The sequence below is a fragment of the Vibrio profundi genome (assembly GCF_043642225.1).
GTDB lineage: Bacteria > Pseudomonadota > Gammaproteobacteria > Enterobacterales > Vibrionaceae > Vibrio > Vibrio profundi_A.
This window is the reverse complement of sequence record NZ_JBHZSF010000015.1, coordinates 1-20,861: the sequence shown is the minus strand read 5'-3', so window position 1 is coordinate 20,861 and position 20,861 is coordinate 1. Positions and strand designations below refer to the sequence as shown.

The window sequence follows — 20,861 nt, the reverse complement described above, 5'->3', positions numbered from 1 at the left end:
TATAGAAATAGTCGTCGTTTAGTGACTGGTTAACGACCCGCGAGGATTTGCAGGTCGATTAACGCAATCGAGAGAAAAGAAGGCAGACAGGACTACAGATCAACATGTATTGAAGTTTTACACTACCCACTCATAACGTTGCCTATTACCCTTGAACTATTCTTTAGTCACTCTTGAAGAAAGTAAACGGTCTAAGGTTGTTCGCGTAGGGAGCGCTGTCATTGCGCCTTTTTCCGTGGTCGCTAATCCACCGCAAGCATTCCCCCACTCTACAGCGTTCAGCACAATATCCTCGTGCAGCCATTCGGCTTGCTGAGACAGGCGTGCCAGCAACCCACAAACAAACGCGTCACCCGCACCAGTTGTGTCGATGACCTTGACCGTGGTTGCACTCACTCTGAACGCTTTTCCATTAAAGATAACCAAAGCGCCGTGTTCCCCTTGAGTAATCACAATCAACTTCAGTTCAAGCGGCGCTAACTGCTCAATCCCAGCTTCAATCGACGGTGCCCCAGTCAGCAGCATGAGTTCTTCTTCAGAAAATTTAACCACATCGGCGAGAGCGACAGCTTTCATCACGACGGAAATCAGTTCATTCGGGTTCTGCCAAACCTCCTCCCTTAAATTCGGGTCGAAGCTAACGAAACCGCCGACTTGTTTCATTCGTTGTATCGCCTCCAGAGTACTGGTACGGCTAGGCTCATTGGCTAAAGCAATAGAGCATGCGTGTAACCACTGACCAGCTTCAAATTGCGGTATATCTTCCTTCTGCATGAACTGATCAGCACTCGGCTTGACCATAAAAGTGAAGGTACGCTCACCATGCTCATCAAGGTCGACCAACACTGTAGAAGTCCGCTGCGCTTTATCCAACTTCAAACTCTCGACATCAACGTTTTCGTCCAAAAGCGTTTGCTTCATGAATTTTCCGAGAGGGTCGAGGCCAACTCGCCCAAAGAAACCGCAGTGACAGCCCAATCGCGCAACCCCCACCGCAACGTTCGCTGGTGCGCCACCAGGGCATTTCAAATACGTTGTTGGAGTATCAGGAATCAGATCAACGACAGCGTCGCCGGTTAGCCATACTTTATTCATATCAATCCTAAGGTGTAATACGCGCCATCGAATATACGATTCTGCACACATGGAACAAACCCACCGGAGCATTACAAGTGGGTTTGAAAGTAAGTCGCTATAGGGGGAACGCTTACTTTCTCGTAAGTCGTTTCATTGCTGTAAACTAAGCACTTTTCACTGGGTTATACAGTCTAGTAATCGCAAAAGAGGTTGCAAAGGCACTCGCGATAACCGTTAAGTAACCGAGAACTGAGCCAAAAGAGTCAGAGTACAACAAGATACCTGGAATAAAGGTGATCCCCATTCCCGTCGCGCTAATCCCTAAAACGTAAGTAACGAAACCACCAACCGCACCACCGATCATACCGAATAGGAATACTTTGCCGTACTGCAGGTTTACCCCAAATAACAGTGGCTCTGTAATACCAAACAGTGTCGACATTGAAGCACTGTACGCGTTACCTTTCTTAATTTTGTCTTTAAGCAAAGTCGCAACAGCAATCGCGGCACCGAATTGACCAGCCATAGACGCTGTGCCCAAAGGTTGAAGAGGGTTAGCACCCGTTTCATTGAGCAAGCCAATTTCAATCACACCCAATGCATGATGCAAACCAGTAATAACAATCGCTTGTTGCACCGCACCATAGAAGATGTATCCCACACCTAGCGGCAGATCGAGAGCCATACGCACTAAGTAGTTACAACCATGCTCAACACTTTGTAGTATCGGTCCGAACAGGAACAAAATAATAAAGATAGCAAACGTAATGGTTAAAAATGGAGTAAAAATAAGGTCAACGCTTGCCGGTATAACACGTCGTAGATTTCGTTCTAAGTAAGAGACAAACCAACCCGCAAAAATCGCTGGAAGCACCGTCCCTTGATAACCAACCAATGGGAAATCAATGCCGAATAAATTGACTAACATTGGCTCGGCACCACCATTTGCGACCACCCATGCATTAGGCAGTTGCGGTGCAACCATCATCAATCCAACGACAATAGCAATAATCGGATTCCCACCAAATTTTTTAGCGGCTGAGTACGTGATAAGAACAGGTAAGAAGGCAAATGCAGTATCAGTCAGCATACTGAACAGAGACAGTATTTCCGGTGAGATTTGCATCCCGGAATGGAGCATCATTCCGCGCAGGCCCATAAGTAAACCTGTGGTCACTAAAGCTGGGATCAACGGGATTAAGATATCCGCTAAGGTTCGAACTACCTTCTGACTAACGGTCATGTCGCTAAACGCATCTTGCTTAAAATCGTTATTGTCTAACGCATCGCCAAGCGTTGCTTTTAAGGCGTTGTAGATATGAGTGACTTTACCGGTACCAATAATAAATTGGTGCTGGCCAGACTGATAAAAGTAACCGCTAATTTGTGCAATTCCTTTCGCTTTTTCGACATCGACTTTCTCGTTGTCTTTAAGAATCAGACGTAGTCGCGTTGCACAATGCTCCGCATTACGAATATTCTCATGTCCTCCGATACTGCTAAGTATCTCATTCACTGTTACTTCATAGTTCATGCTATCCACCTATTTATTATATTGTAAGGTATTGCAGGTTAATATCCACTTCGGTTTCATCTTCAAGCGAAATCTTTAAATAATGAACATCATCATTGGGGAAAAACAACGATGTAAAAACATCTCGTCCATTTTCCACAAATACTTCTATAACACTTTCATCGCATATATATTTGACACATGATGATTTAGTCTCTGATATATAACTTCTTACATTGCCAAACTCATAATCATCTTTATGGTGATTGTATTCATAACGACTCATCAACAGATTGTTGCTATGGTTATTTATTTTAAAAGTAAAACATTCACCAGACTCGCTAACTAATTCAATGCTAACCTTTCCTTTTATTTCTTTTATATCTAATTCAAAGGAAAGAGAATCCAGTTTTATTATCTTATTCTCATTTGTACGAATATTAATTGCGGTCTGCTTATTAACACCATCTAGCTGGTTTACGGGAAGCTGGCCAAGGCGGTTATCTTTAATAGAAAGTGCTCTTGGTAGCGTTAACGTATTCACCCACCCTAAAGCTTGAGTCGGGAGATCTTCATCCGTTCCAGCCCATCCCACCAGCGTTGCATCGCTTGGGCTATTTGCCATTGTTTGCGGGGCGTAAAAATCAAAGCCTCGATCGACTTCATCCCAATTCAGCGCGTTAAAAGACAGGGTTTCCCAGTCCATACTGCCTAAGCAATAAACCACGTTATATCGGTTCTGAAACCTAGTTCCATTGGCTTTTAATCCTTGGGGAGAGAAGATCAACACGTCTTGTCCATCAACTTCCAGTAAGTCAGGGCACTCGAACATATATGCTTGTTCGAAAGGCGCATCAACCTCGATCGAAAGCTCCCCAAGAAACTGCCAATCCACTAAGTTATTGGCACTATAAACAATGATACAGCCTTGTAGATCTTGCTCTCTTTGCGCGCCAAGTAACATGAAATACTGGTCGCCATGCTTAACAATTTTTGGGTCACGCACATGTCCTGTGTAACCAGCAGGCACTGAGCTGATCACCGGGTTACTTGGGTGTTTTACAACTTGATTCTGGTTGTCCAAAATAGCTAAACACTGATTTGCATCACGGCCGTTCGGCAATTTCACATTACCGGTATAAAATAGATACGCTTGCTCATTTTCTATAAACGCAGCGCCTGAATAAGCACCATGTAATTCATAATTTTCTTTCGGTATGATTTTACTTCCTTGCTCAGACCAATTATATAAATCATTTGATGTTAGATGCATCCAATGTTTTAATCCGTGGAAAGTACCAAATGGAAACCACTGATAAAATAAATGATATTCGCCACCAAAATAACAAAACCCATTAGGATCATTTAACAAACCAAATGGTGGTGTAATATGAAATTTCGGACGGTGTTTATTATTTTCTCTTATTTTATCAAACTCTGAAATTTCATTGACTGTTGCAGTGTCAATGGTTCTATACTTTAATTCTTTCAAGACTGACTACCTAGCTCGTTCCGTTGAAAAAAGAATATGAGCAAAGCATGCTTTATAAAAGATACTGCAAGCAGCATCAGGTATATTTTCTGCCCAAAATGACCAATACGGCAGTCAAACGTGATGTAACACTAAATCTTGTTACATGAAACAAGATAATATCTACCTGTTAAACAATTGAGGTTTTGAATGCCTGGAGTAGTTCGATGACGATAAGAGAAGTAGCGAAAGCCAGTGGAGTATCCATAGCGACGGTTTCAAGGGTATTGAATGGCAGCGAAAAAGTATCGAATGAGGTCAGGCTCGCAGTAGAGCAAGCTATCGCAGACCTTAACTACCAAAAGCCGCCCCCGAAGCGAAAAAAAGCGACAAAATTATTCGCCGTGATCGTACGGAACATGACTAACCCATTCTTTGCGCAGTTGGTCGATGTGCTCGAACAAGAAGCGTATAAACACGGTAGAAGCATTCTACTGTTCAACAGCCGTAACAACTTACAGCTTGAGAAAACCTTCTTGCTAGAGTGTGAAAACCATAAAGTAGATGGAGTATTTTTAATCCCTCGTTCTTTAAAAGATGCGCACCTAGAATCCTTAAAAGCGTTTAGTTTTCCGGTCATCTTACTCACCGCCACAACACCATTAATCGCAAGTATTGGTACACATCATCAACACGGGGGAGCGTTAGCCGCCGAGCATTTTATACAACAAGGTCACCGTCAAATTGGATTCATTGGCGCAAGTGGGCAGCAATCTAGCCGATTCATTGGCTTTCAGAATGCGTTAAATAGCAAAGGAAGAAGCCTCGAACAGCGCCACATATTGACCCCCTTCACGTCCGAACAGCTTGAAGCTTTCATTAAAGAGCAAATTTTAGAATCTAACCGCCCCATCAGCGCGATTTTTTGTTCTGATGATATTGTCGCTAGCCAGACTTTTAATACGTTGAAAGCTCAACATAGTTCGCAAGCCGAGCTCGTTGAAATTATCGGTTTCGACGACACTTATATCGCGCAATCACTTGGCTTCTCCAGTATTAGCCAGCCAATGAAACAAATTGCGCTTTTAGGTTTCGATATGATGATTGAAACGATTCATCAGGGTCAGAGCGTCAATAAAGAAGTTTTACTCGAACCAAAGCTGATCATACGCCATTCCCCGGCCAGTGGAGGGGCGAGCCGTAAAGCAGAAATACTTAAAGAAGAGTAAATTAAAAAGGCTGATGCTCCCAGTACGATCAGCCTTAATATGATTTAGTTTGCGCCAACCATCCACCCATTTTAGGACTGAATGTATTTGAGTAAATCTAAGCTCAATTGACTCAATACACCTTTCGCAGGTTTGGTATGAGAAAACGTTCTCAAGCCATAGATTCCCATCACTAAAAACTGTGATAACTCTTCGCAATCTCTTCCGCTAGTGATCTCACCATTCTGTTGAGCCAAGCGAATTTTGTCAGTAAATGCACCTTGCCATTCATTCAGCATCGTTGTGATTATTTTTTCAACTTCTTCATCTTGATGTGACAGTTCACTCAATGCTTTTTGCAGTAAGCAATCTTGGATTTGCTCGCTCTCACACTCTTCGACGACGCTTTCCAAATATGACTGCAAGCCATCGATGATGGTCGGTTTACTGTCAAACAACTCTAAAAACTCGTTATTGCGCTCTGCTCGGTATTGCTCTAATGCAGCAATCAGCAACCCACGCTTATTCTCAAATGCACAGTAAATTGAGCCAGGGTGTAACCCTGTAGCTTTCTTCAAATCCTGCATACTTGTTTTGCTGTAGCCCTTAGAAATAAAAGCATCCATGGCAGATCGTAATACTTTTTCTCGATCAAATTCAGCACTGCGCATAGTCGTTCTCTGTTCAACTCGGTATTGCTTGATCATAACGTATTTTGAACATTCATTCAAAAAAGTTCTTGAACGGTCGTTCAAAATGAACTAATTTGAATGGGCATTCAAGAATTACCACACCAGATATGGAAGGCTCAACATGGAAAACCTATTTCAATCATTCGCTTTGAACGACACCATTACTCTACAAAACCGTATTCTAATGGCACCGCTTACCCGTTGTATGGCAGACGAAAACTTGGTTCCTACTCAAGCAATGGCTGAGTACTATGCTCGCCGTGCAGAAACTGGCTTGATCATTTCGGAAGCGGTCATTATCCGTCCTGACGGTCAAGGTTATCCGAATACACCGGGGCTATTCTCTGCAGAACAAATCGAAGGTTGGAAAAAGGTGACAAGTGCTGTCCACGGTAACGGCGGTAAGATTTTTGCTCAGCTGTGGCATACCGGCCGTGTTGCGCACCCGCACTTCTTTGACGGAGAATACGTACTCGCGCCATCAGCTCTGGCGGTTGAAGGGTCGGTTCCTCGTATGCGAGAGCTAACTTACACCGTACCAAAAGCCGCAAGCAAAGAAGAAATCGCTCAGCTCGTAGCGGATTACAGCCAAGCCGCAGCAAACGCCATCGAAGCTGGGTTTGACGGTGTTGAGATCCATGGCGCGAACGGTTACCTACTTGATCAGTTTTTACATCACGCAAGTAACATTCGTACTGATGAATTTGGCGGCTCAGCAGAAAACATGTCTCGCTTCCCGCTAGACGTCGTCGACGCTATTGCCGAGCGTATTGGTAAAGACCGAACCGCATTGCGCGTTTCACCTGCTGCGTACTTCAATATTGCAGAAGACACTCGTGACCGCGAAGTTTTTGACTACTTCCTAAAAGAGTTAGAGAAGCGTGACCTTGCGTATCTACACTTGGGTATTTTTGATGACTCAATGACGTTTGACTACCTAGGTGGTACGGCGTCGTCATACTTACGAGAAAACTATGCCAAAACATTAGTTGGTGTGGGTAGCTACACAGCGGAAACCGGCAGTGATGCTATTCAAGCGAATCAATTCGATCTACTAGCGATTGGTCGCCCACTTATTGCCAACCCTGATTATGTCAGCAAATTAAAAGCTGGTGAAAGCCTTGTTGAATATTCAGACGAAATGCTTGCCGAACTCGTGTAACACTAAATTTCAATTTTAAAGTCGCAACATTGCCTTTTCGTTGTGCCAGTTAAATTTAATAAAATTCGTTCTCCCTTTACGAATAAAACTTTGCCACTAAATAGCGATATTTAGTGGCCTTTTTTATTATTTATATCTTATCAATTCATATAGATAGTACGAGTTCTTACTGCATTAGTAGCATTAATCTATTAGCGAGCACCCCGTATGACCGAATCGATATCGCTATGAAGAATGACCATCTTATTAACTCATGTGACAATCGGATTGGATAACATTGTCTTTGGCGCTTAGCCTCTTGTCCCTTAGTTTCGCAACAGAAAGCACGCACCACTTTACTTAACAGCCACTTCGCGGCTCTGCCTTCTTCGAACGTCACACGCCTTATCTGGTGCCTAATCAAACACCTCAAACGCTAAAAAGTCCTAATTCATTTGGATAAATACCAAAAATTATGGATTTATCCTTTGTAAGCCTTGTAAAACTCTTGCATTGATTTATAAATCCACTCTTAGCCTTCACCCTGCACTTTTCCATTGGAAACAATGACATGTGACATACATCACGCAGCTTATATGTTCATCAATTGTCGCTTAATGGGAATAGCCTGCCTCTAAGCTTCCAAGATGAATGTCGTCACTATCCAATTCATTGCCACTATTCGAACACCATCAATTAGGAGTTAAGACATGCACTGTTCTTTCAATTTAAATAAAAACGAAGAGAGCTTGCAGTTGATCTACAACGAACAGAAAATTTATATAAAAAAGGACTGCCAGAAAATTTCTGAAGTCGAACTCAATAATAAAGAAAGTTTTGTTTTTAAATTCCTTGTAGCCAATTCTTCCGTTGCGACGCCTCAATCTGCTCGAGATATTGAGAAGTCGTTCAAACGCCATTTTAATGAAGAATTAAGCCTTTATGCACTAAAAAATATTATCGCATCGATTAGGAAAAAATATCGCCAACTTTGCCAAGATGCCCAAGTAATTAGCCACAGCCAGCTTATTTCAAACCTGTATAAAGTGGGGTATTTCTTAGACTTGGAAAAAGCCAGCATATCGGCAAATTGTTGCAAGAAAGACATCAACCACTTTAAGCCCGCTCGCCTAGAAGTATTCAAGTTGTTATTGCGCACCTACCGTAAAGAAGCGGCACAGTCTTTACTTGTTATGTTAGGGCTGTCTGCCGGGATGCTGTTTGTCGTGTACTTCTTTCAAATTTTATACACCACGACAATTGCGGTTGAGTACAGTCAAAATACCCAGGAGATCGCCGATGAAGTAATGTCATATGGTTGCGACAACGACGGCGCTATCCATGCATTAAGACACTCACTCAATATAGATTCAGTACTGTTAACCACCGCTTCTGCGTCATGCTTTATTTCTCGTAATGAATCTAAATTGATTGACCCAAGTCGCGACGAAGATTTTTATGACAGCCGAGACTTTTCTTACACTCGCTTTTCGGCGCAAGAAAGTGAAGTGCAGTTAGTCGCCCGTATTTCAAAACGCTCCATCGAGTCCCGCTATCGAAATTCAGTGCTTCCGCTGTTTATTGACACCGTGAAGATTGAAAAGAATGGCTTTGACATCGTGACACTAGGCGAAGCTGGTATCCCTGTTTACCGCAAAGTCTTACCTTCTGGCGCGACTCTCCATTTTTATAGTCAGCATATTCTCACCTTGTGGGTGGCGCTATTCGTAACCTTAACTTTAATTTGCTACCGCCATTACCTGCTTGGTGCTGCGATGTACCTTTACCGTTGGACTCACATTTCCTATGAAGAAGAGCCCATCATTAACACCCAAGACAACAGCATTCTTTATTACGAACTTTTAAGCCGAGTTTGTAATGTAGGCGTATTGAACTTCATACATGCCATGCGAAAAAGCAATTTGCTTACTTTCCATACCATCTTACAAATCGAGGCCGTCAAAAAAGCCAAACAGAATAATAGCCACGCGATATACGGGATCAATGTGTGCCCTTCAGCGCTAGTTGGTCGCAATTTTCGTAAAATCCGAGAGCATTTAGAAGCGATGGAGGTTAATGAGTTTATTGTGGAGATCACCGAATATTCCAACCTTGGATACGGTAACGAAGTAATAGATAACATTAATGAGATCAAGAGGCTTGGCATTACGATAGCATTAGATGATTTTGGCACAGGGAACAACAACATCGAAATCATCAGTGTAATATCCCCAACTTACTTAAAGCTCGATCGCTGCTTCGTAAAAGATATTGAATCCGGTGAGCACCATACGGCCGTTTTAACCAGCATTTCCGAGATCGGACGCCTATCGAATATGACGATGATTTATGAGGGCGTAGAAACTCGCCGCCAACAATATATTTTAAGCCAACTTGGCTACAGCCTTCACCAAGGCTACCTATACAGCCGCCCTTAGCGTTTGATTCAAACCCAAGGTTATATTGTTGCCTTGGGTTAGCTTTCAGCCTTGATTTAGATCTATTTCGTTGTCGTTGTCGTTGCCGTTGGAATTTCGTGTATTCCAAATAAAGGCATTACTGAGTGTATGGTTAGTGGCATATCAATAACTAAGGCCCCATACATCATGTCAACAAATACCACGCCCGTATTGTCATCGGAAGGACTATGGGATAAAACGATAAGGATCACAAAAGCATTTTTCACCTACTGTTTTAAGCTGATTATCGGTTTATCGATTCTAGTTGGCGCATCAGTAGGGCTTTCTAAACTTGGCACTATTCATGGTAAATCACTACCAGAAGAGTATTTCTTAAACGGCTATCCAACTATTTTGAAGCTTCTGGATTCTGAAGTGTTTATGGGATTTGTTTTCTTCGTAACGGTCGCAATCCTCATTTATGTGGCATATCTATTTTGGCGTTTACATGAAGTCGCCGTGCATCGCGCAGCCGAAATGTCGAGTGCTCACACGCAAATCGTCTTCGCACTTTCATTGTGTGGTTTGTTCATCGACAAAACTTGGTGGGTTCTCGCGTTGATTATCGCCTTCGCTCGCTGGGACGTCTTAGCGCAAGAGCTTTCGAACATTATCCGTAACGGCCGTTCGGCTAAGAAAGTGGAGGAATAAGCCATGAAAGAGATAATGCTCCCTTACGTGCTCATTTGTTGGATTCTCGTCAAAACAGGCGTGATCCAATGGACTCTGAAGAATGCGGTCATCATTGTCAGTACTGGACTCCTACTCGCTGTCGCGCTATTTACCGCGCACCGATTCTGGTCTCCAGCAGATCTAACCGATAGCACCACGGTTAAAGCACCTCATGCAGTACTCAGCCCATTACTTGGTCAAGAAGTTGAACAAGTGTTTGTGGATCATAACCAAATGGTGAAAAAGGGTGACCTTATTTATACCCTCCGCACTGAAGACACTCAGTCGCAAATGGATGGGTTACAAGCACAAAAAGATGCCGCTCAAGCCGAGATCTTAGCCTTAGTCCATCAAATCGAGAACGATAAAAAGAACCTTGCGCGTTTAGAGAAGCTGAATGAATTTGCCCAAGAGTATCAGCGTGATGACATTCGTACTCGCATAGAATCTACTGATGCGAAGATTGCGTCAGTCAACGCTCAAATCCTCAATATCGAAGCGCAAATGGCCACAGCGAATTGGCAAAATGAACGTCGTGAAATTCGCGCACCATTTGACGGGCAACTTTCTATTACCAATATTGTGAATGGCACCCGTGTAGGTAACATGCACCTTTACGACACCAGTAAAAAGTTCGTTGAAATGCGTATTGCTGACCAGACTTATCGCGGTATTGAGATTGGCCAGTTCGCTGAATTTTATATTGATGCTTACCCAGGAGAGATCTTCCGAGGTCGTGTTCACAGCTTAACGGCGGGTACCGGTGAGGCGCGTGTTTCTGTCATCAACGGATCTCAGCATGTTCGTCAACACGTAGGGAATAACATGGGGTCTCATGGCCGTACTATCGTCATTGAATTCGAAGAGCCGGAAGGTTACAACGTTCCAATTGGTGCGACAGGTTCTGGCTGGGTTTCTGCAACTAAGCCTCACCCAGCTCTTGGTTTTATGGACATCATCGGTGCAGCAACAGTAAGACTGAAAGCCTACAAATCATACTTATCGGCGCTCTAGAGAATGCCAATATCATCCATCTAGTTTGCTAGAACTAAAACCCAAAAAAGGAAGCCATTGGCTTCCTTTTTTAATTAAAGTCCGTACTACTTTGCAGTGCCAAGGCGAGTGTCGACATAGTTATCAACGATTGGCTCCAAAATCTCCGTCAGCCACTTCTGTTTTGCAGCATGCCTTAACGAAGCCTTGGTGATCAATGCGACGTCCAGATTGAGTTTGTGTTGTTCATTTTCATCTCGGTATGGTTCGTACCTAAGTGTGAAACAATCGTCCATTAACTGGTTCATTAATTGGTGGCTATCGACAATCACTCCCACTTCGACATTAGGGTCTAACGTTTTAAAATGGTCGGCATGCTCGTTCACCCCAGAAATAATGAACTTTACGTATTCACCTTCTTTATTCCCTTCGAAATAGCCCGCGCCAGAATGTATACGCTTCTGATAAAAGCTTTGTGGCTTGTCATTAATAACATGAAGACCAATATCTACGTCTTCAGACAAAATCAGTGACTCACTGTGCTCCCCCCACTGCCTAAGCTCAATGACAGCATCACTGTCTCGGCGAATAGTGCGAATAATCTCTCTGCCAAATTGAATCAAGTAAGGTTCAACGATATGTATCGTCACTTTAGTTAATGTACGAGGGTCGAACCGTTCCGGCTCTAATGCCAGATCAAGTTGCTCCAGAGCCGCTCGTACCTTGGGTTCAATTTTTTCGGCATAACTTGTTGGCTCTAACCCCTGAGCATTTCTCAAAAATAACGGATCGGCTAAATCTTCTCGTAACTGCGCAAGCACTTTAGAAACGTAAGACTGAGAGCGGCCAATCTTCTGCGCTGCCCGCTGGGTCGAGCGAGTTTGCATAATGGCTAGGAACACATGTAGAGCGTTTAAATCATTCATTATTTGACACTTTTTCAATAATACTTCTTCAAAGCTAACTGAATTACACACATCTTTCCAATGAGACGCATAAAATTCTCCTCGCACTCACTCAAAACACGTTAAATCAGTCACTTAAAAGTCATATCAATTAGTAATATCGATTATTCCTAATTAGAAAGCGCATTTCCTTACAATTAAGGCAGTCTTTTTCTCACACCACAATGGATTGTGTAACGAACACTTAGAGGCAAGGAGTCGCCCTAACGAGTAATTAACCATGCCTAATCCAAATAACCGTTTCTCTGCCGTCACTCAAACCCAAACCTTTGCCTCTAAATCTAGTGGCTCCGCAACGCCAGCGCTATTTACATTATCGCTTCTTGCTGCTGCACTTTTCACCACCACATCGGCATCAGCCAGTGGACTTTTTTTGCAAGAAGCCGTCATCGCTAATGCGGGTACAACCGGTGCGGGCGATGGCGTCTACACGGGTTCAGCCGCCGCTATGTGGGCAAACCCAGCCACGATGTCAGGCATGGGTAAATCGCTCACCACAGTGAACGCTCTTGGCCTAGATATTGAAATGAAATACCGCGATGCAAACAGTGATTCAACGAACAATGGCAAAGCAAGTACCACAATGCCTTCTGTCGGTATTTTCCACGCTCGCCAATTGAACGACGATGTTCATCTAGGTTTCGCTTTAGGTACAGTTGGTGGCACCAGTTTGGATTACGGTTCAAAATGGGGTGGCGCTACGCTGATGTCTGACACCACACTTACTGCGTTGCAGTTTAACCCATCGGTCAGCTACCAAGTTAACGACCAAGTTTCTATTGGCGGCGGGATCCAATTCAACTGGGCATCACTCGAAATGGGCGTGTTAGGCGGTCAAGTTAACATAGAGCAATCCTCTGATTGGGCCTATGGGTTCAACCTAGGTGCGATGTATCACCACAGTGACAAGTTAGACCTTGGTTTCAGCTTCCGATCCAAAGTAGAACACGATTTCAATACCAACCTCTCAGAGCCACTACAATCTGGAGTTGCCACCGAACTCGCGGTGCCTGCGATAGCAGATATTAGCTCTCGATACGCGCTCACCAATGACTTAAACTTACTCGCTAGCATTCAATTCCATCGCTGGAGCGAATGGGATGAAACCTCATTTGGAGGAAATCTAGCCATCGACCGCGATTGGGACGATGTATGGAAGTTTGCATTCGGCACCGACTATCGATTAAACGAAGACTGGCGCTTAAAAGCCGGCTTCTCTTACGAAACCTCACCGCAAGACGACCCTACCAAGCAATGGGTCGATCTACCTGTTGGCGATCAATACCGCTATTCCGTTGGCGCGAGCACAAAGTGGCAAGAGTACACTTTTGATGTGTTCTACGAATTCGCAGATTTAGGTTCAGTCGATATTGCAAGAAATGGTGTCATTCAAAATCATGGTCCAATCAACGTAAATGGATCTTTTGATGGGCGAATTCACTTCATCGGCGCAAGCATGACATTCTAGGGTAAACAATGCATAAATTTGTAATCAGCACTGTTGGGTTCATCGGTATTTGCAGCCTAGCTATTGCGGACGAAAAGCATCACGAGGACCCAACTAAGATCATTACCAAAGCAGGTATATCTTACAGCGAGGGGCTGAAGCTTTCTGGTTCACTAGGGCTTGATGACGCTCGAAAAATCAACGGCAGCATCAATGCTGATGGCGATGAATGGCGATTGGGCGGCTCTTGGTTATTTCCTGTTGGCATCGTCAATTTTAATTTCAGTCGAGCCGAATATGAACCTGAAGGCCATAGGAATAACTACAGCATAGGGACGTTTGTCCCACTTAGTTATTTTGATATTGCGCCGATGGGCTGGCAAATATTTCCAATGGCCGGTTACAACTATAATGACGGTGAAATTGCTTATTTCGATGACACTGATATTGAAAATGACTACGTCATGTTGCCTGCTTCCTCCCACGGTGGCTATATTGGTGTCTTCACGTTAAAACCACTTTCAGACAAATGGACATTAATGGCGTTTGGCGGTGGCTCGATGGGTTCAGATGACTATTCTGGCTATTGGACTGGTGCAGGGTTAAGTCATAAATTGACTCATACACAATCGTTCAATTTCTATGGTGTCCTTGCTGAAGACGACTATGGAGAAAACAATCGGCTTGGCATCTCGTACACCTACGAATTTAAATAACCTCAAAGTCTGGGTTACACCGTAACCTAGACTTTCTAAAAATAAGGGGGCTCTCTTTCTCTTCTTAAGAATAATCGCCTTTTTACAGAGCCAACTTTAAATCACGCCATATCAAAGGTACTATCTCGCCACCAGCACAGACGCATCATCGCTTGTCTATCCACTTGGCTAATTTAAGAACTACTCCATGTCCAAACCTACTCGCATCGCTCACTTACTCACATTTACTAGTGACATAAGTCGTATCAAGGCGCCGGATCGTTTTACTTTCCCGTATTACTATACGCCGCACAAACTTGCCGAATTTGCTATGTCTGAGCTGCAACTTCAACTGACGCGAGAGGGCGTGGACGAAGCTAGCAAAGGTAATATGTATGGAGTATTGGTCGTTGCTGATTCGAACGGAGAATTAGGATACCTGGCGGCTCATGCAGGAAAAGTTACGCTTACCCAAGAGCAAATTGACGGTTTACCACTCGCATTTGTGCCTAGCGTATTCGACTTTGCTGGCTTTACCGATACGTCGCTTAGTTTGAATAAGCAAATAGAAGAAGTATCCGAAAACCTGCTAAAACTGAGAGCAGACATACTCACGTCAGACCTTAGCAATGCGCTTCACCGTTTAGATCTTGAATCGAAAGCTTCGCTTATCAAAGTTCAGGAAGACATGTCCGCAAGTAAAACGCGCCGCCAACAAATTCGCCAGCAAGTAGAACAAAGCGGTGATGTTGAAAAAATAGCGTTAGTCATTGCCGAACTCGGTAATGAGAGTAGCCAAGAGAAACGTGCGCTCAAATCTCTGAAGCAACAAATCAAGCAATCTAAGGCGGCGTTAGAACAAGACATTTTGTCTGAGCAGCAGTCCCTCGAACGACTGATTGAACAAGAACAAACCCTTCGCGCCGAATTAGAATTAATTCGTCTTGAACACTTTCAGTTCTTGAACGCTTCTCTAGATAAATCGTCACTAAAAACGCTGCTTAACGGACATAGCGCGCTACCAAATACTGGCGAGTGCTGCGCGCCAAAATTGCTTAACCATGCTTTTAAAAACGGCCTCAAACCATTGGCGCTTGCCGAATTTTGGTGGGGAAGCTTACCTAAAGCGGAAGTGAGACAGCATGGTAATTTGTACCCCGTCTGCCAGAGCAAGTGCTTTGAAATTCTCGAACACATGCTCCAAGGCATGCTGTTGGAAGACAACCCACTTATCGTGACGCCATCACTCGATAAAGAACTCGATATCATCTACCAAGATGAAGTCATGGTCGTTGTGAACAAGCCGGAGGAATTTCTTTCTGTTCCCGGGAAGTTCATCGAAGACTCGGTTTACACCCGTATAAAAGCCCAGTATCCAAACGCAACCGGGCCACTTATTGTCCACCGATTGGATATGTCTACATCAGGCTTACTGGTTTTGACGCTAACTGCGGAAGCTAATAAACATGTCCAACAACAGTTTATTAACCGCACGGTAGAAAAGCGATACACCGCCCTTTTAGATGGTCTTGTTACACACGAGTCAGGTACGATCAAGCTGCCCCTATCTGGAGACATTACCGATCGTCCTCGGCAGCTTGTCTGTGACAAACATGGTCGAAAGGCTGAAACAAAATGGGAAGTGGTAGAACAAAATAACGGCAAAACCAAAGTCCACCTTTACCCTAAAACCGGCAGAACCCATCAATTACGTGTGCACTGCGCCCATCCTCTGGGGCTTGGCGTTCCCATCACCGGAGACGACTTGTACGGCTATAAGCTTAATCGACTGCATTTGCATGCCGGCTATCTCAAGTTAGAGCACCCCGTGAGTGGGAAGGTCATGGAATTCGAAGTATCTGAAGAGTTTTAAGCGCACAAACACCAAACACCAAACACCAAACACCAAACACCAAACACCAAACACCAACAATTTATTCAACGTCAGTCACTTAGTATCAAGTGGCTGACTCACTTTACACCCCGCCATTGATTCTTTTTGCTGATATTCCCTTTCATATTAATAAATGTGTTAGTATCACCGACTTTTTGACGAACCTCACACTTTTATTGCAACGGTGTTTAGGAAATACATAGGCTTTAACCAGCCAAATATAGCGAAAGTATAATGTCCGACTTGACGAATGTCGCCAGCGAACACATCAACACTCAGCCACCTTCAGCCGCTTTTACACAAGCTCAATCCTTATTTAAAAAATTAGAACTCGGTAACCCTGTCCTTTGGCTAAGCGGCAGTTTTTTAGTTTTGTTTGTACTGTTAGCCATCACCAATACGGGAGCACTCACCGAATTAGTGAATACAGGCTTTCAATATTCGACTCAATGGTTCGGCGCTTTTTGGCAAGTTTTGCTTTTCCTGAATTTTGTCATTGGGCTTGTACTCGCCGTCGGCCGAACAGGCTACGTTAGATTAGGTAATCTATCCGCACCAGAAATGGACACCTTTAAATGGATGGCCATTGTTCTCTGCACACTACTTGCGGGGGGTGGCGTATTCTGGGCGGCAGCCGAGCCTATCGCTCACTTCGTCTCTGCCCCGCCACTTTATGGCGAAGGCTCTGCCAAAGAGATGGCGATAAATGCCCTCTCTCAATCATTCATGCATTGGGGCTTCTTGGCTTGGGCCATTCTGGGCGGGTTATCTTCGATTGTTTTAATGCATCTTCACTATGATAAAGGCCTGCCACTGAAACCTCGCACCTTGCTTTATCCGGTTCTGGGAGACAAAGCAGTCAACGGTTGGATTGGTAACCTTGTGGATGCATGTAGCATTGTCGCGGTTGCAGCCGGCACGATTGGACCAATTGGTTTCTTAGGCTTACAAATCAGCTACGCACTTAACGAACTGTTTGGCGTAACGAATTCCTTTAATACTCAAGCCCTCATCATTGTGTTCGCGATTGCGATGTACACTCTATCGGCATTGAGCGGTGTGAATAAAGGCATCCAGATCGTAAGTCGCTACAACATCATTTTGTCGGTGGCTTTGATTGGCTACTTACTGATAGTCGGGCCAACGGGATTCATCATCGATGGTTACTTGCAAGGGCTTGGCGGCATGATCGATAACTTCGTTCCTATGGCACTTTACCGCCAAGACACCGCTTGGTTAGGTGGCTGGACGGTGTTCTTCTGGGGATGGTTCCTAGGGTATGGCCCAATGATGGCCATCTTTATCGCCCGCATCTCTCGCGGTCGAACCATTCGCCAAATGATCTTATCCATCAGCATCGCAGCTCCGCTGATCACGTGCTTTTGGTTCAGCATTGTTGGCGGTAGCGGCTTGGCATTTGAACTCGCGACTCCAGGAGTAATTTCTTCTGCATTCGAAGGTTTCAACTTACCAGCCGTACTGCTAGCGATTACTTCTGAACTGCCATATCCCGTTCTGATCTCAGTGCTATTTTTGGTTCTGACGACCACGTTTATCGTGACAACCGGCGACTCCATGACTTACACCATCAGTGTTGTTATTACTGGCTCAACCGAACCTAATGCGCTTGTGAGATCTTTTTGGGGCATCATCATGGGTATCGTCGCGATTGCACTGATTTCGATGGGCTCTGGCGGTATTTCAGCTTTACAATCTTTCATCGTTATTACTGCCGTACCAGTATCGTTTATCTTATTACCTTGCTTATGGCATGCACCTAGAATTGCTAACCATATGGCAAGGCAGCAAGGCGTAATTTAGTACAAAGCTAAGCGATAACCGCATCCGACTGGGCACCTAGATTTGATTTAGGTGCCCTATTTCTATAACGTTCTATTCCTACAACGCTCAATTTCTATAACGCTCTATAGCCGCCTCACACTCAAAAATGAGCCTGCTTGCGCTCAAATAAGTTCATTTAATTTCATTAACCTAGTTGTGTTCCATATTCACATTTAGGTCCTATATGAAAAAACTCACTTCTCGTTTCGTACTTACATTTTCACTTTCTGCACTATTAATCTCACCAAGCTTTGCTAGCAGCAGCGTCGTATCTGTTAAAGATGAAATCTATGGCATCGTGTTTTCAGACCACAATGGTGATAAAGACGCACTGAATGCTGCTATTCAAGAATGTCAGGTGCTTGCTCAAAGTGTTGCTCAACCTGTCGCTGACTCCGGAAAGCCAGTCAACGGCAGTGGTGCTCGAGGAGCCGCAAAAGGCGCGGCTGCTGGTGCTGCGGTTGGCGCAATATCCGGTAACTCGGGGAGCGACGGAGCGAAAATTGGTGCCGCTATTGGGTTAGTCGGAGGAAGGCTTGGTAAAAATGCCGAACAAAATGCGCAACAAACTCACAGTGTTCAACAGCAACAACAAGTGATGCGAAACTGCATGGTCGAGCGCAACTTCAATGCTCTAAACTAAGGGCGATATCATGGTGTTTCGAATCCTTACCATCGCGATTTTTTTATTAGCGATTTTCCCTAGCGCATTGCCTGCGGCAGAGGAAAAACCCTTTGTTTCCGCAGGTGTTGCCTTCGTTGAAGACGTTGAGCTCTATACGTTCGAGATTGGCGCAGAGGTGGCCCCAAATATAAACTGGTCTTTGGGATACAGTACCACCTTCAACAGCCCAGACTCTTCAACATTCACCAGTATTTACCCGACAACCATCGACTCATGGGGTCTACATACTGCGTTAGGGTATGAGTTTAACCTTAATGAAAACTTGGCAATTACTCCAAGAGTTGGACTGACCTATAACGCCATCACTATGCAGCAGACCGATCCAGAAACGGGTGAAGCCATCTACGAAGGAGACAGAGACGAGTTCTCACCTACGGTCGGGGTTAAAGTCGACATTGGTAGAGTGGGATTGATATCGGAATTCTATAAGGTGGACTTGGAACATCCTGAATTTTCGGATAATAATTACGAAGATACCGCTGTAAGGATCATGGCGGCTTACAACTTCTAGTCTCTTCCCTAAGGGTATTATGCGCAAAACCATCACTTGCCTCACGGCTTTATTCGCGTTCTCTCCCATTCACTCAATTCACGCGATTGAGTTTTTCGATCCCATTGATGGCGCATTGGATATGGGGGAATATCTTGCAGAGAACGCCTATGGCTTTCTCCCTGTGCCTATCGTCATTACAGAACCAGCGGTGGGTTATGGGGCCGGTTTTACTGGTGTATTTCTCCATGAATCTGACGAGCAACGAGCAAAACGAAAAAAGCTAGCATCACAATCATTAGACGGTGGTGCTCAGTTGCTGACACCCGCAATTACTGCCGCCGGTGGCTTTTTCACAGAAAACGGCACTTGGATGGGCTTCATCGGACATCGCCGAACCTGGGACAAAGACTCCGTACGTTACCTTGGTGGGCTTGGCTATGGCGATGTAAACATGACTTTTTACCCAAAAAGCACCCCGGATATTCTTGCGCCAATAACTTCAGGTAACGGAGTCGAATTTGGAATGAAAGGCGGAGGCGGCCTGCAAAAACTGCAATTTCGTTTAGACGATACCAACTTTTTCCTTGGTGCATCGCACCGTTATTACAAAATGGACTTAGAGATAAACAGCCACCCGAAAGCCGACGACATTTTGCAAAATCTAGCCAACACTTCCCCAAGCTTTTCTGGTTTTGGCATTATTGGCGAATATGATTCTCGAAACAGCTTCTTAGACCCAACTCAAGGGTATAACTACACTGCCGAATTCGTCGTATTCGATGAAAGCATCGGCAGCGACTATGACTTTTCGTCCCTCAATGTCAAAGGCATTAACTACTGGGAATTATCTGATGATTGGTCTCTTGCTTTAAAAGGGCTCTATAAATCGATGTATTCGAACGACCGGTTCTTACCACCTTCGGTATTTCCCGATATTGAACTGCGTGGCATTGCGCGTAACCGCTATCAAGGCGACGAAACCTTATCCGTCGAATCGCAAGTCACATGGCAATGGGCACCAAGGTGGTCAACGAATGTCTTTGGTGGTGTTGGCTATGCCGCTTCCGAAGAAGACAGCCTCTTTAGCCAAGATGAACGCTACTCTTACGGCTTTGGATTCCGTTATCTCATTGCTCGTCGGTATGGTTTGAAGTCCGGCATTGACTTCGCGTTTAGTGAGGAAGACAGCGCCGTATACTTCCAAGTCGGCGCCGGTATCTAGCGTCTACATACCCCAATTCGACTGTGAGCAAAAGTGAAGCCAACTCATTTTTGCTCCACTTCTCGTTAGTGCTATACATCATCGGTATCTTGTTAATACACGTTTGTCATAGCAAAATTTATCCCACCTCTAATTACAAACCTACGCAGTACTTTCTTAGTTAACCCATACAGAATCATTCTATATTTTGGAGTTTAGTCGCTCATGGTCATTGATAAACCGCTGTTTATAAATCAAAAGTCCAGTAGAATTGGGACAACTAAGAAATAGAAAGAAAAATTCTGCTTTTAAATATAGAAACTTTCTGTCTAGTAACTGTTGAACTAAGCCGCTTCGCGGAGGGCTTTCCTCTCACTTACCCGATAGACCAAACTTATGATGTATCCATAGAT

Annotated in this window: 17 protein-coding genes; 12 read left to right on the top strand and 5 right to left on the bottom strand. The window is 44.3% G+C overall.

Annotated elements, in window-relative coordinates; genetic code table 11:
• Positions 1 to 156 precede the first annotated feature (156 nt).
• The 3 genes from ACHUFI_RS18700 to ACHUFI_RS18690 all read right to left on the bottom strand — a co-directional run bounded on the left by ACHUFI_RS18700 (position 157) and on the right by ACHUFI_RS18690 (position 4,082).
• A complete protein-coding gene (locus tag ACHUFI_RS18700; RefSeq protein ID WP_394251891.1) occupies positions 157 to 1,095 on the bottom strand; it encodes an aminoimidazole riboside kinase in 939 nt (312 codons plus the stop codon).
• Between the two features lie 145 nt (positions 1,096 to 1,240).
• A complete protein-coding gene (locus ACHUFI_RS18695) occupies positions 1,241 to 2,611 on the bottom strand; it encodes a PTS transporter subunit EIIC (RefSeq protein ID WP_394251889.1) in 1,371 nt (456 codons plus the stop codon).
• A 16-nt stretch (positions 2,612 to 2,627) separates the two neighbouring features.
• Positions 2,628 to 4,082, bottom strand: coding sequence for a glycoside hydrolase family 32 protein (locus tag ACHUFI_RS18690; protein ID WP_394251887.1), 1,455 nt, complete (start codon positions 4,080 to 4,082; stop codon positions 2,628 to 2,630).
• Positions 4,083 to 4,288: 206 nt separating this feature from the next.
• Here ACHUFI_RS18690 and ACHUFI_RS18685 point away from each other — a divergent pair, with 206 nt between their 5' ends.
• Positions 4,289 to 5,290 (top strand): LacI family DNA-binding transcriptional regulator, encoded by a 1,002-nt coding sequence (locus tag ACHUFI_RS18685; protein WP_394251885.1) that lies wholly within the window; start codon positions 4,289 to 4,291, stop codon positions 5,288 to 5,290.
• Positions 5,291 to 5,361: 71 nt separating this feature from the next.
• Here the strand turns inward: ACHUFI_RS18685 and ACHUFI_RS18680 are convergent, their stop codons facing one another.
• The gene (locus ACHUFI_RS18680; RefSeq protein ID WP_394252052.1) at positions 5,362 to 5,940 is read right to left on the bottom strand and encodes a TetR/AcrR family transcriptional regulator; all 579 of its coding nucleotides are present in this window, start codon (positions 5,938 to 5,940) and stop codon (positions 5,362 to 5,364) included.
• 142 nt (positions 5,941 to 6,082) lie between these two features.
• Here ACHUFI_RS18680 and ACHUFI_RS18675 point away from each other — a divergent pair, with 142 nt between their 5' ends.
• The 4 genes from ACHUFI_RS18675 to ACHUFI_RS18660 all read left to right on the top strand — a co-directional run bounded on the left by ACHUFI_RS18675 (position 6,083) and on the right by ACHUFI_RS18660 (position 11,247).
• Positions 6,083 to 7,123: an alkene reductase gene (locus tag ACHUFI_RS18675; protein ID WP_394251883.1), complete on the top strand. Its 1,041-nt coding sequence runs from the start codon at positions 6,083 to 6,085 to the stop codon at positions 7,121 to 7,123.
• A gap of 689 nt (positions 7,124 to 7,812) precedes the next feature.
• Complete coding sequence (locus ACHUFI_RS18670; protein ID WP_394251881.1) at positions 7,813 to 9,540, top strand: EAL domain-containing protein; 1,728 nt, start codon at positions 7,813 to 7,815, stop codon at positions 9,538 to 9,540.
• A 168-nt stretch (positions 9,541 to 9,708) separates the two neighbouring features.
• Positions 9,709 to 10,212, top strand: a complete 504-nt coding sequence (locus tag ACHUFI_RS18665; RefSeq protein WP_394251879.1) for a magnesium transporter — start codon at positions 9,709 to 9,711, stop codon at positions 10,210 to 10,212.
• Positions 10,213 to 10,215: 3 nt separating this feature from the next.
• The gene (locus ACHUFI_RS18660; RefSeq protein WP_394251877.1) at positions 10,216 to 11,247 is read left to right on the top strand and encodes an HlyD family secretion protein; all 1,032 of its coding nucleotides are present in this window, start codon (positions 10,216 to 10,218) and stop codon (positions 11,245 to 11,247) included.
• Positions 11,248 to 11,333: 86 nt separating this feature from the next.
• On the opposite strand, the gene ACHUFI_RS18655 is transcribed toward ACHUFI_RS18660, so the two are convergent.
• Positions 11,334 to 12,152: a LysR family transcriptional regulator gene (locus ACHUFI_RS18655; RefSeq protein WP_394251875.1), complete on the bottom strand. Its 819-nt coding sequence runs from the start codon at positions 12,150 to 12,152 to the stop codon at positions 11,334 to 11,336.
• 259 nt (positions 12,153 to 12,411) lie between these two features.
• On the opposite strand from ACHUFI_RS18655, the gene ACHUFI_RS18650 reads away from it, so the two are divergent.
• From ACHUFI_RS18650 to ACHUFI_RS18620, 7 genes are all read left to right on the top strand, one after another.
• Complete coding sequence (locus ACHUFI_RS18650) at positions 12,412 to 13,659, top strand: OmpP1/FadL family transporter (RefSeq protein WP_394251873.1); 1,248 nt, start codon at positions 12,412 to 12,414, stop codon at positions 13,657 to 13,659.
• Positions 13,660 to 13,667: 8 nt separating this feature from the next.
• Positions 13,668 to 14,354, top strand: a complete 687-nt coding sequence (locus ACHUFI_RS18645; RefSeq protein WP_394251871.1) for a hypothetical protein — start codon at positions 13,668 to 13,670, stop codon at positions 14,352 to 14,354.
• A gap of 187 nt (positions 14,355 to 14,541) precedes the next feature.
• The gene (locus tag ACHUFI_RS18640) at positions 14,542 to 16,206 is read left to right on the top strand and encodes an RluA family pseudouridine synthase (RefSeq protein ID WP_394251869.1); all 1,665 of its coding nucleotides are present in this window, start codon (positions 14,542 to 14,544) and stop codon (positions 16,204 to 16,206) included.
• A gap of 255 nt (positions 16,207 to 16,461) precedes the next feature.
• Complete coding sequence (locus tag ACHUFI_RS18635; RefSeq protein WP_394251867.1) at positions 16,462 to 18,048, top strand: BCCT family transporter; 1,587 nt, start codon at positions 16,462 to 16,464, stop codon at positions 18,046 to 18,048.
• Between the two features lie 205 nt (positions 18,049 to 18,253).
• Complete coding sequence (locus ACHUFI_RS18630; protein ID WP_394251865.1) at positions 18,254 to 18,712, top strand: glycine zipper family protein; 459 nt, start codon at positions 18,254 to 18,256, stop codon at positions 18,710 to 18,712.
• A gap of 10 nt (positions 18,713 to 18,722) precedes the next feature.
• Complete coding sequence (locus ACHUFI_RS18625; protein WP_394251863.1) at positions 18,723 to 19,265, top strand: outer membrane beta-barrel protein; 543 nt, start codon at positions 18,723 to 18,725, stop codon at positions 19,263 to 19,265.
• Between the two features lie 19 nt (positions 19,266 to 19,284).
• Entirely contained in the window at positions 19,285 to 20,469 is a 1,185-nt protein-coding gene (locus ACHUFI_RS18620; RefSeq protein ID WP_394251861.1) for a BamA/TamA family outer membrane protein, read from the top strand.
• Positions 20,470 to 20,861 lie beyond the last annotated feature (392 nt).

What these genes read in the sequence shown, in the direction of transcription:
- ACHUFI_RS18640 (WP_394251869.1), top strand. Translation starts at nt 14,542, where the DNA reads ATGTCCAAACCTACTCGCATCGCTCACTTACTCACATTTACTAGTGAC.
- ACHUFI_RS18680 (WP_394252052.1), bottom strand. Translation starts at nt 5,940, where the DNA reads ATGCGCAGTGCTGAATTTGATCGAGAAAAAGTATTACGATCTGCCATG.
- ACHUFI_RS18670 (WP_394251881.1), top strand. Translation starts at nt 7,813, where the DNA reads ATGCACTGTTCTTTCAATTTAAATAAAAACGAAGAGAGCTTGCAGTTG.
- ACHUFI_RS18620 (WP_394251861.1), top strand. Translation starts at nt 19,285, where the DNA reads ATGCGCAAAACCATCACTTGCCTCACGGCTTTATTCGCGTTCTCTCCC.
- ACHUFI_RS18625 (WP_394251863.1), top strand. Translation starts at nt 18,723, where the DNA reads ATGGTGTTTCGAATCCTTACCATCGCGATTTTTTTATTAGCGATTTTC.
- ACHUFI_RS18700 (WP_394251891.1), bottom strand. Translation starts at nt 1,095, where the DNA reads ATGAATAAAGTATGGCTAACCGGCGACGCTGTCGTTGATCTGATTCCT.
- ACHUFI_RS18675 (WP_394251883.1), top strand. Translation starts at nt 6,083, where the DNA reads ATGGAAAACCTATTTCAATCATTCGCTTTGAACGACACCATTACTCTA.
- ACHUFI_RS18685 (WP_394251885.1), top strand. Translation starts at nt 4,289, where the DNA reads ATGACGATAAGAGAAGTAGCGAAAGCCAGTGGAGTATCCATAGCGACG.
- ACHUFI_RS18630 (WP_394251865.1), top strand. Translation starts at nt 18,254, where the DNA reads ATGAAAAAACTCACTTCTCGTTTCGTACTTACATTTTCACTTTCTGCA.
- ACHUFI_RS18660 (WP_394251877.1), top strand. Translation starts at nt 10,216, where the DNA reads ATGAAAGAGATAATGCTCCCTTACGTGCTCATTTGTTGGATTCTCGTC.
- ACHUFI_RS18645 (WP_394251871.1), top strand. Translation starts at nt 13,668, where the DNA reads ATGCATAAATTTGTAATCAGCACTGTTGGGTTCATCGGTATTTGCAGC.
- ACHUFI_RS18655 (WP_394251875.1), bottom strand. Translation starts at nt 12,152, where the DNA reads ATGAATGATTTAAACGCTCTACATGTGTTCCTAGCCATTATGCAAACT.
- ACHUFI_RS18650 (WP_394251873.1), top strand. Translation starts at nt 12,412, where the DNA reads ATGCCTAATCCAAATAACCGTTTCTCTGCCGTCACTCAAACCCAAACC.
- ACHUFI_RS18635 (WP_394251867.1), top strand. Translation starts at nt 16,462, where the DNA reads ATGTCCGACTTGACGAATGTCGCCAGCGAACACATCAACACTCAGCCA.
- ACHUFI_RS18665 (WP_394251879.1), top strand. Translation starts at nt 9,709, where the DNA reads ATGTCAACAAATACCACGCCCGTATTGTCATCGGAAGGACTATGGGAT.
- ACHUFI_RS18695 (WP_394251889.1), bottom strand. Translation starts at nt 2,611, where the DNA reads ATGAACTATGAAGTAACAGTGAATGAGATACTTAGCAGTATCGGAGGA.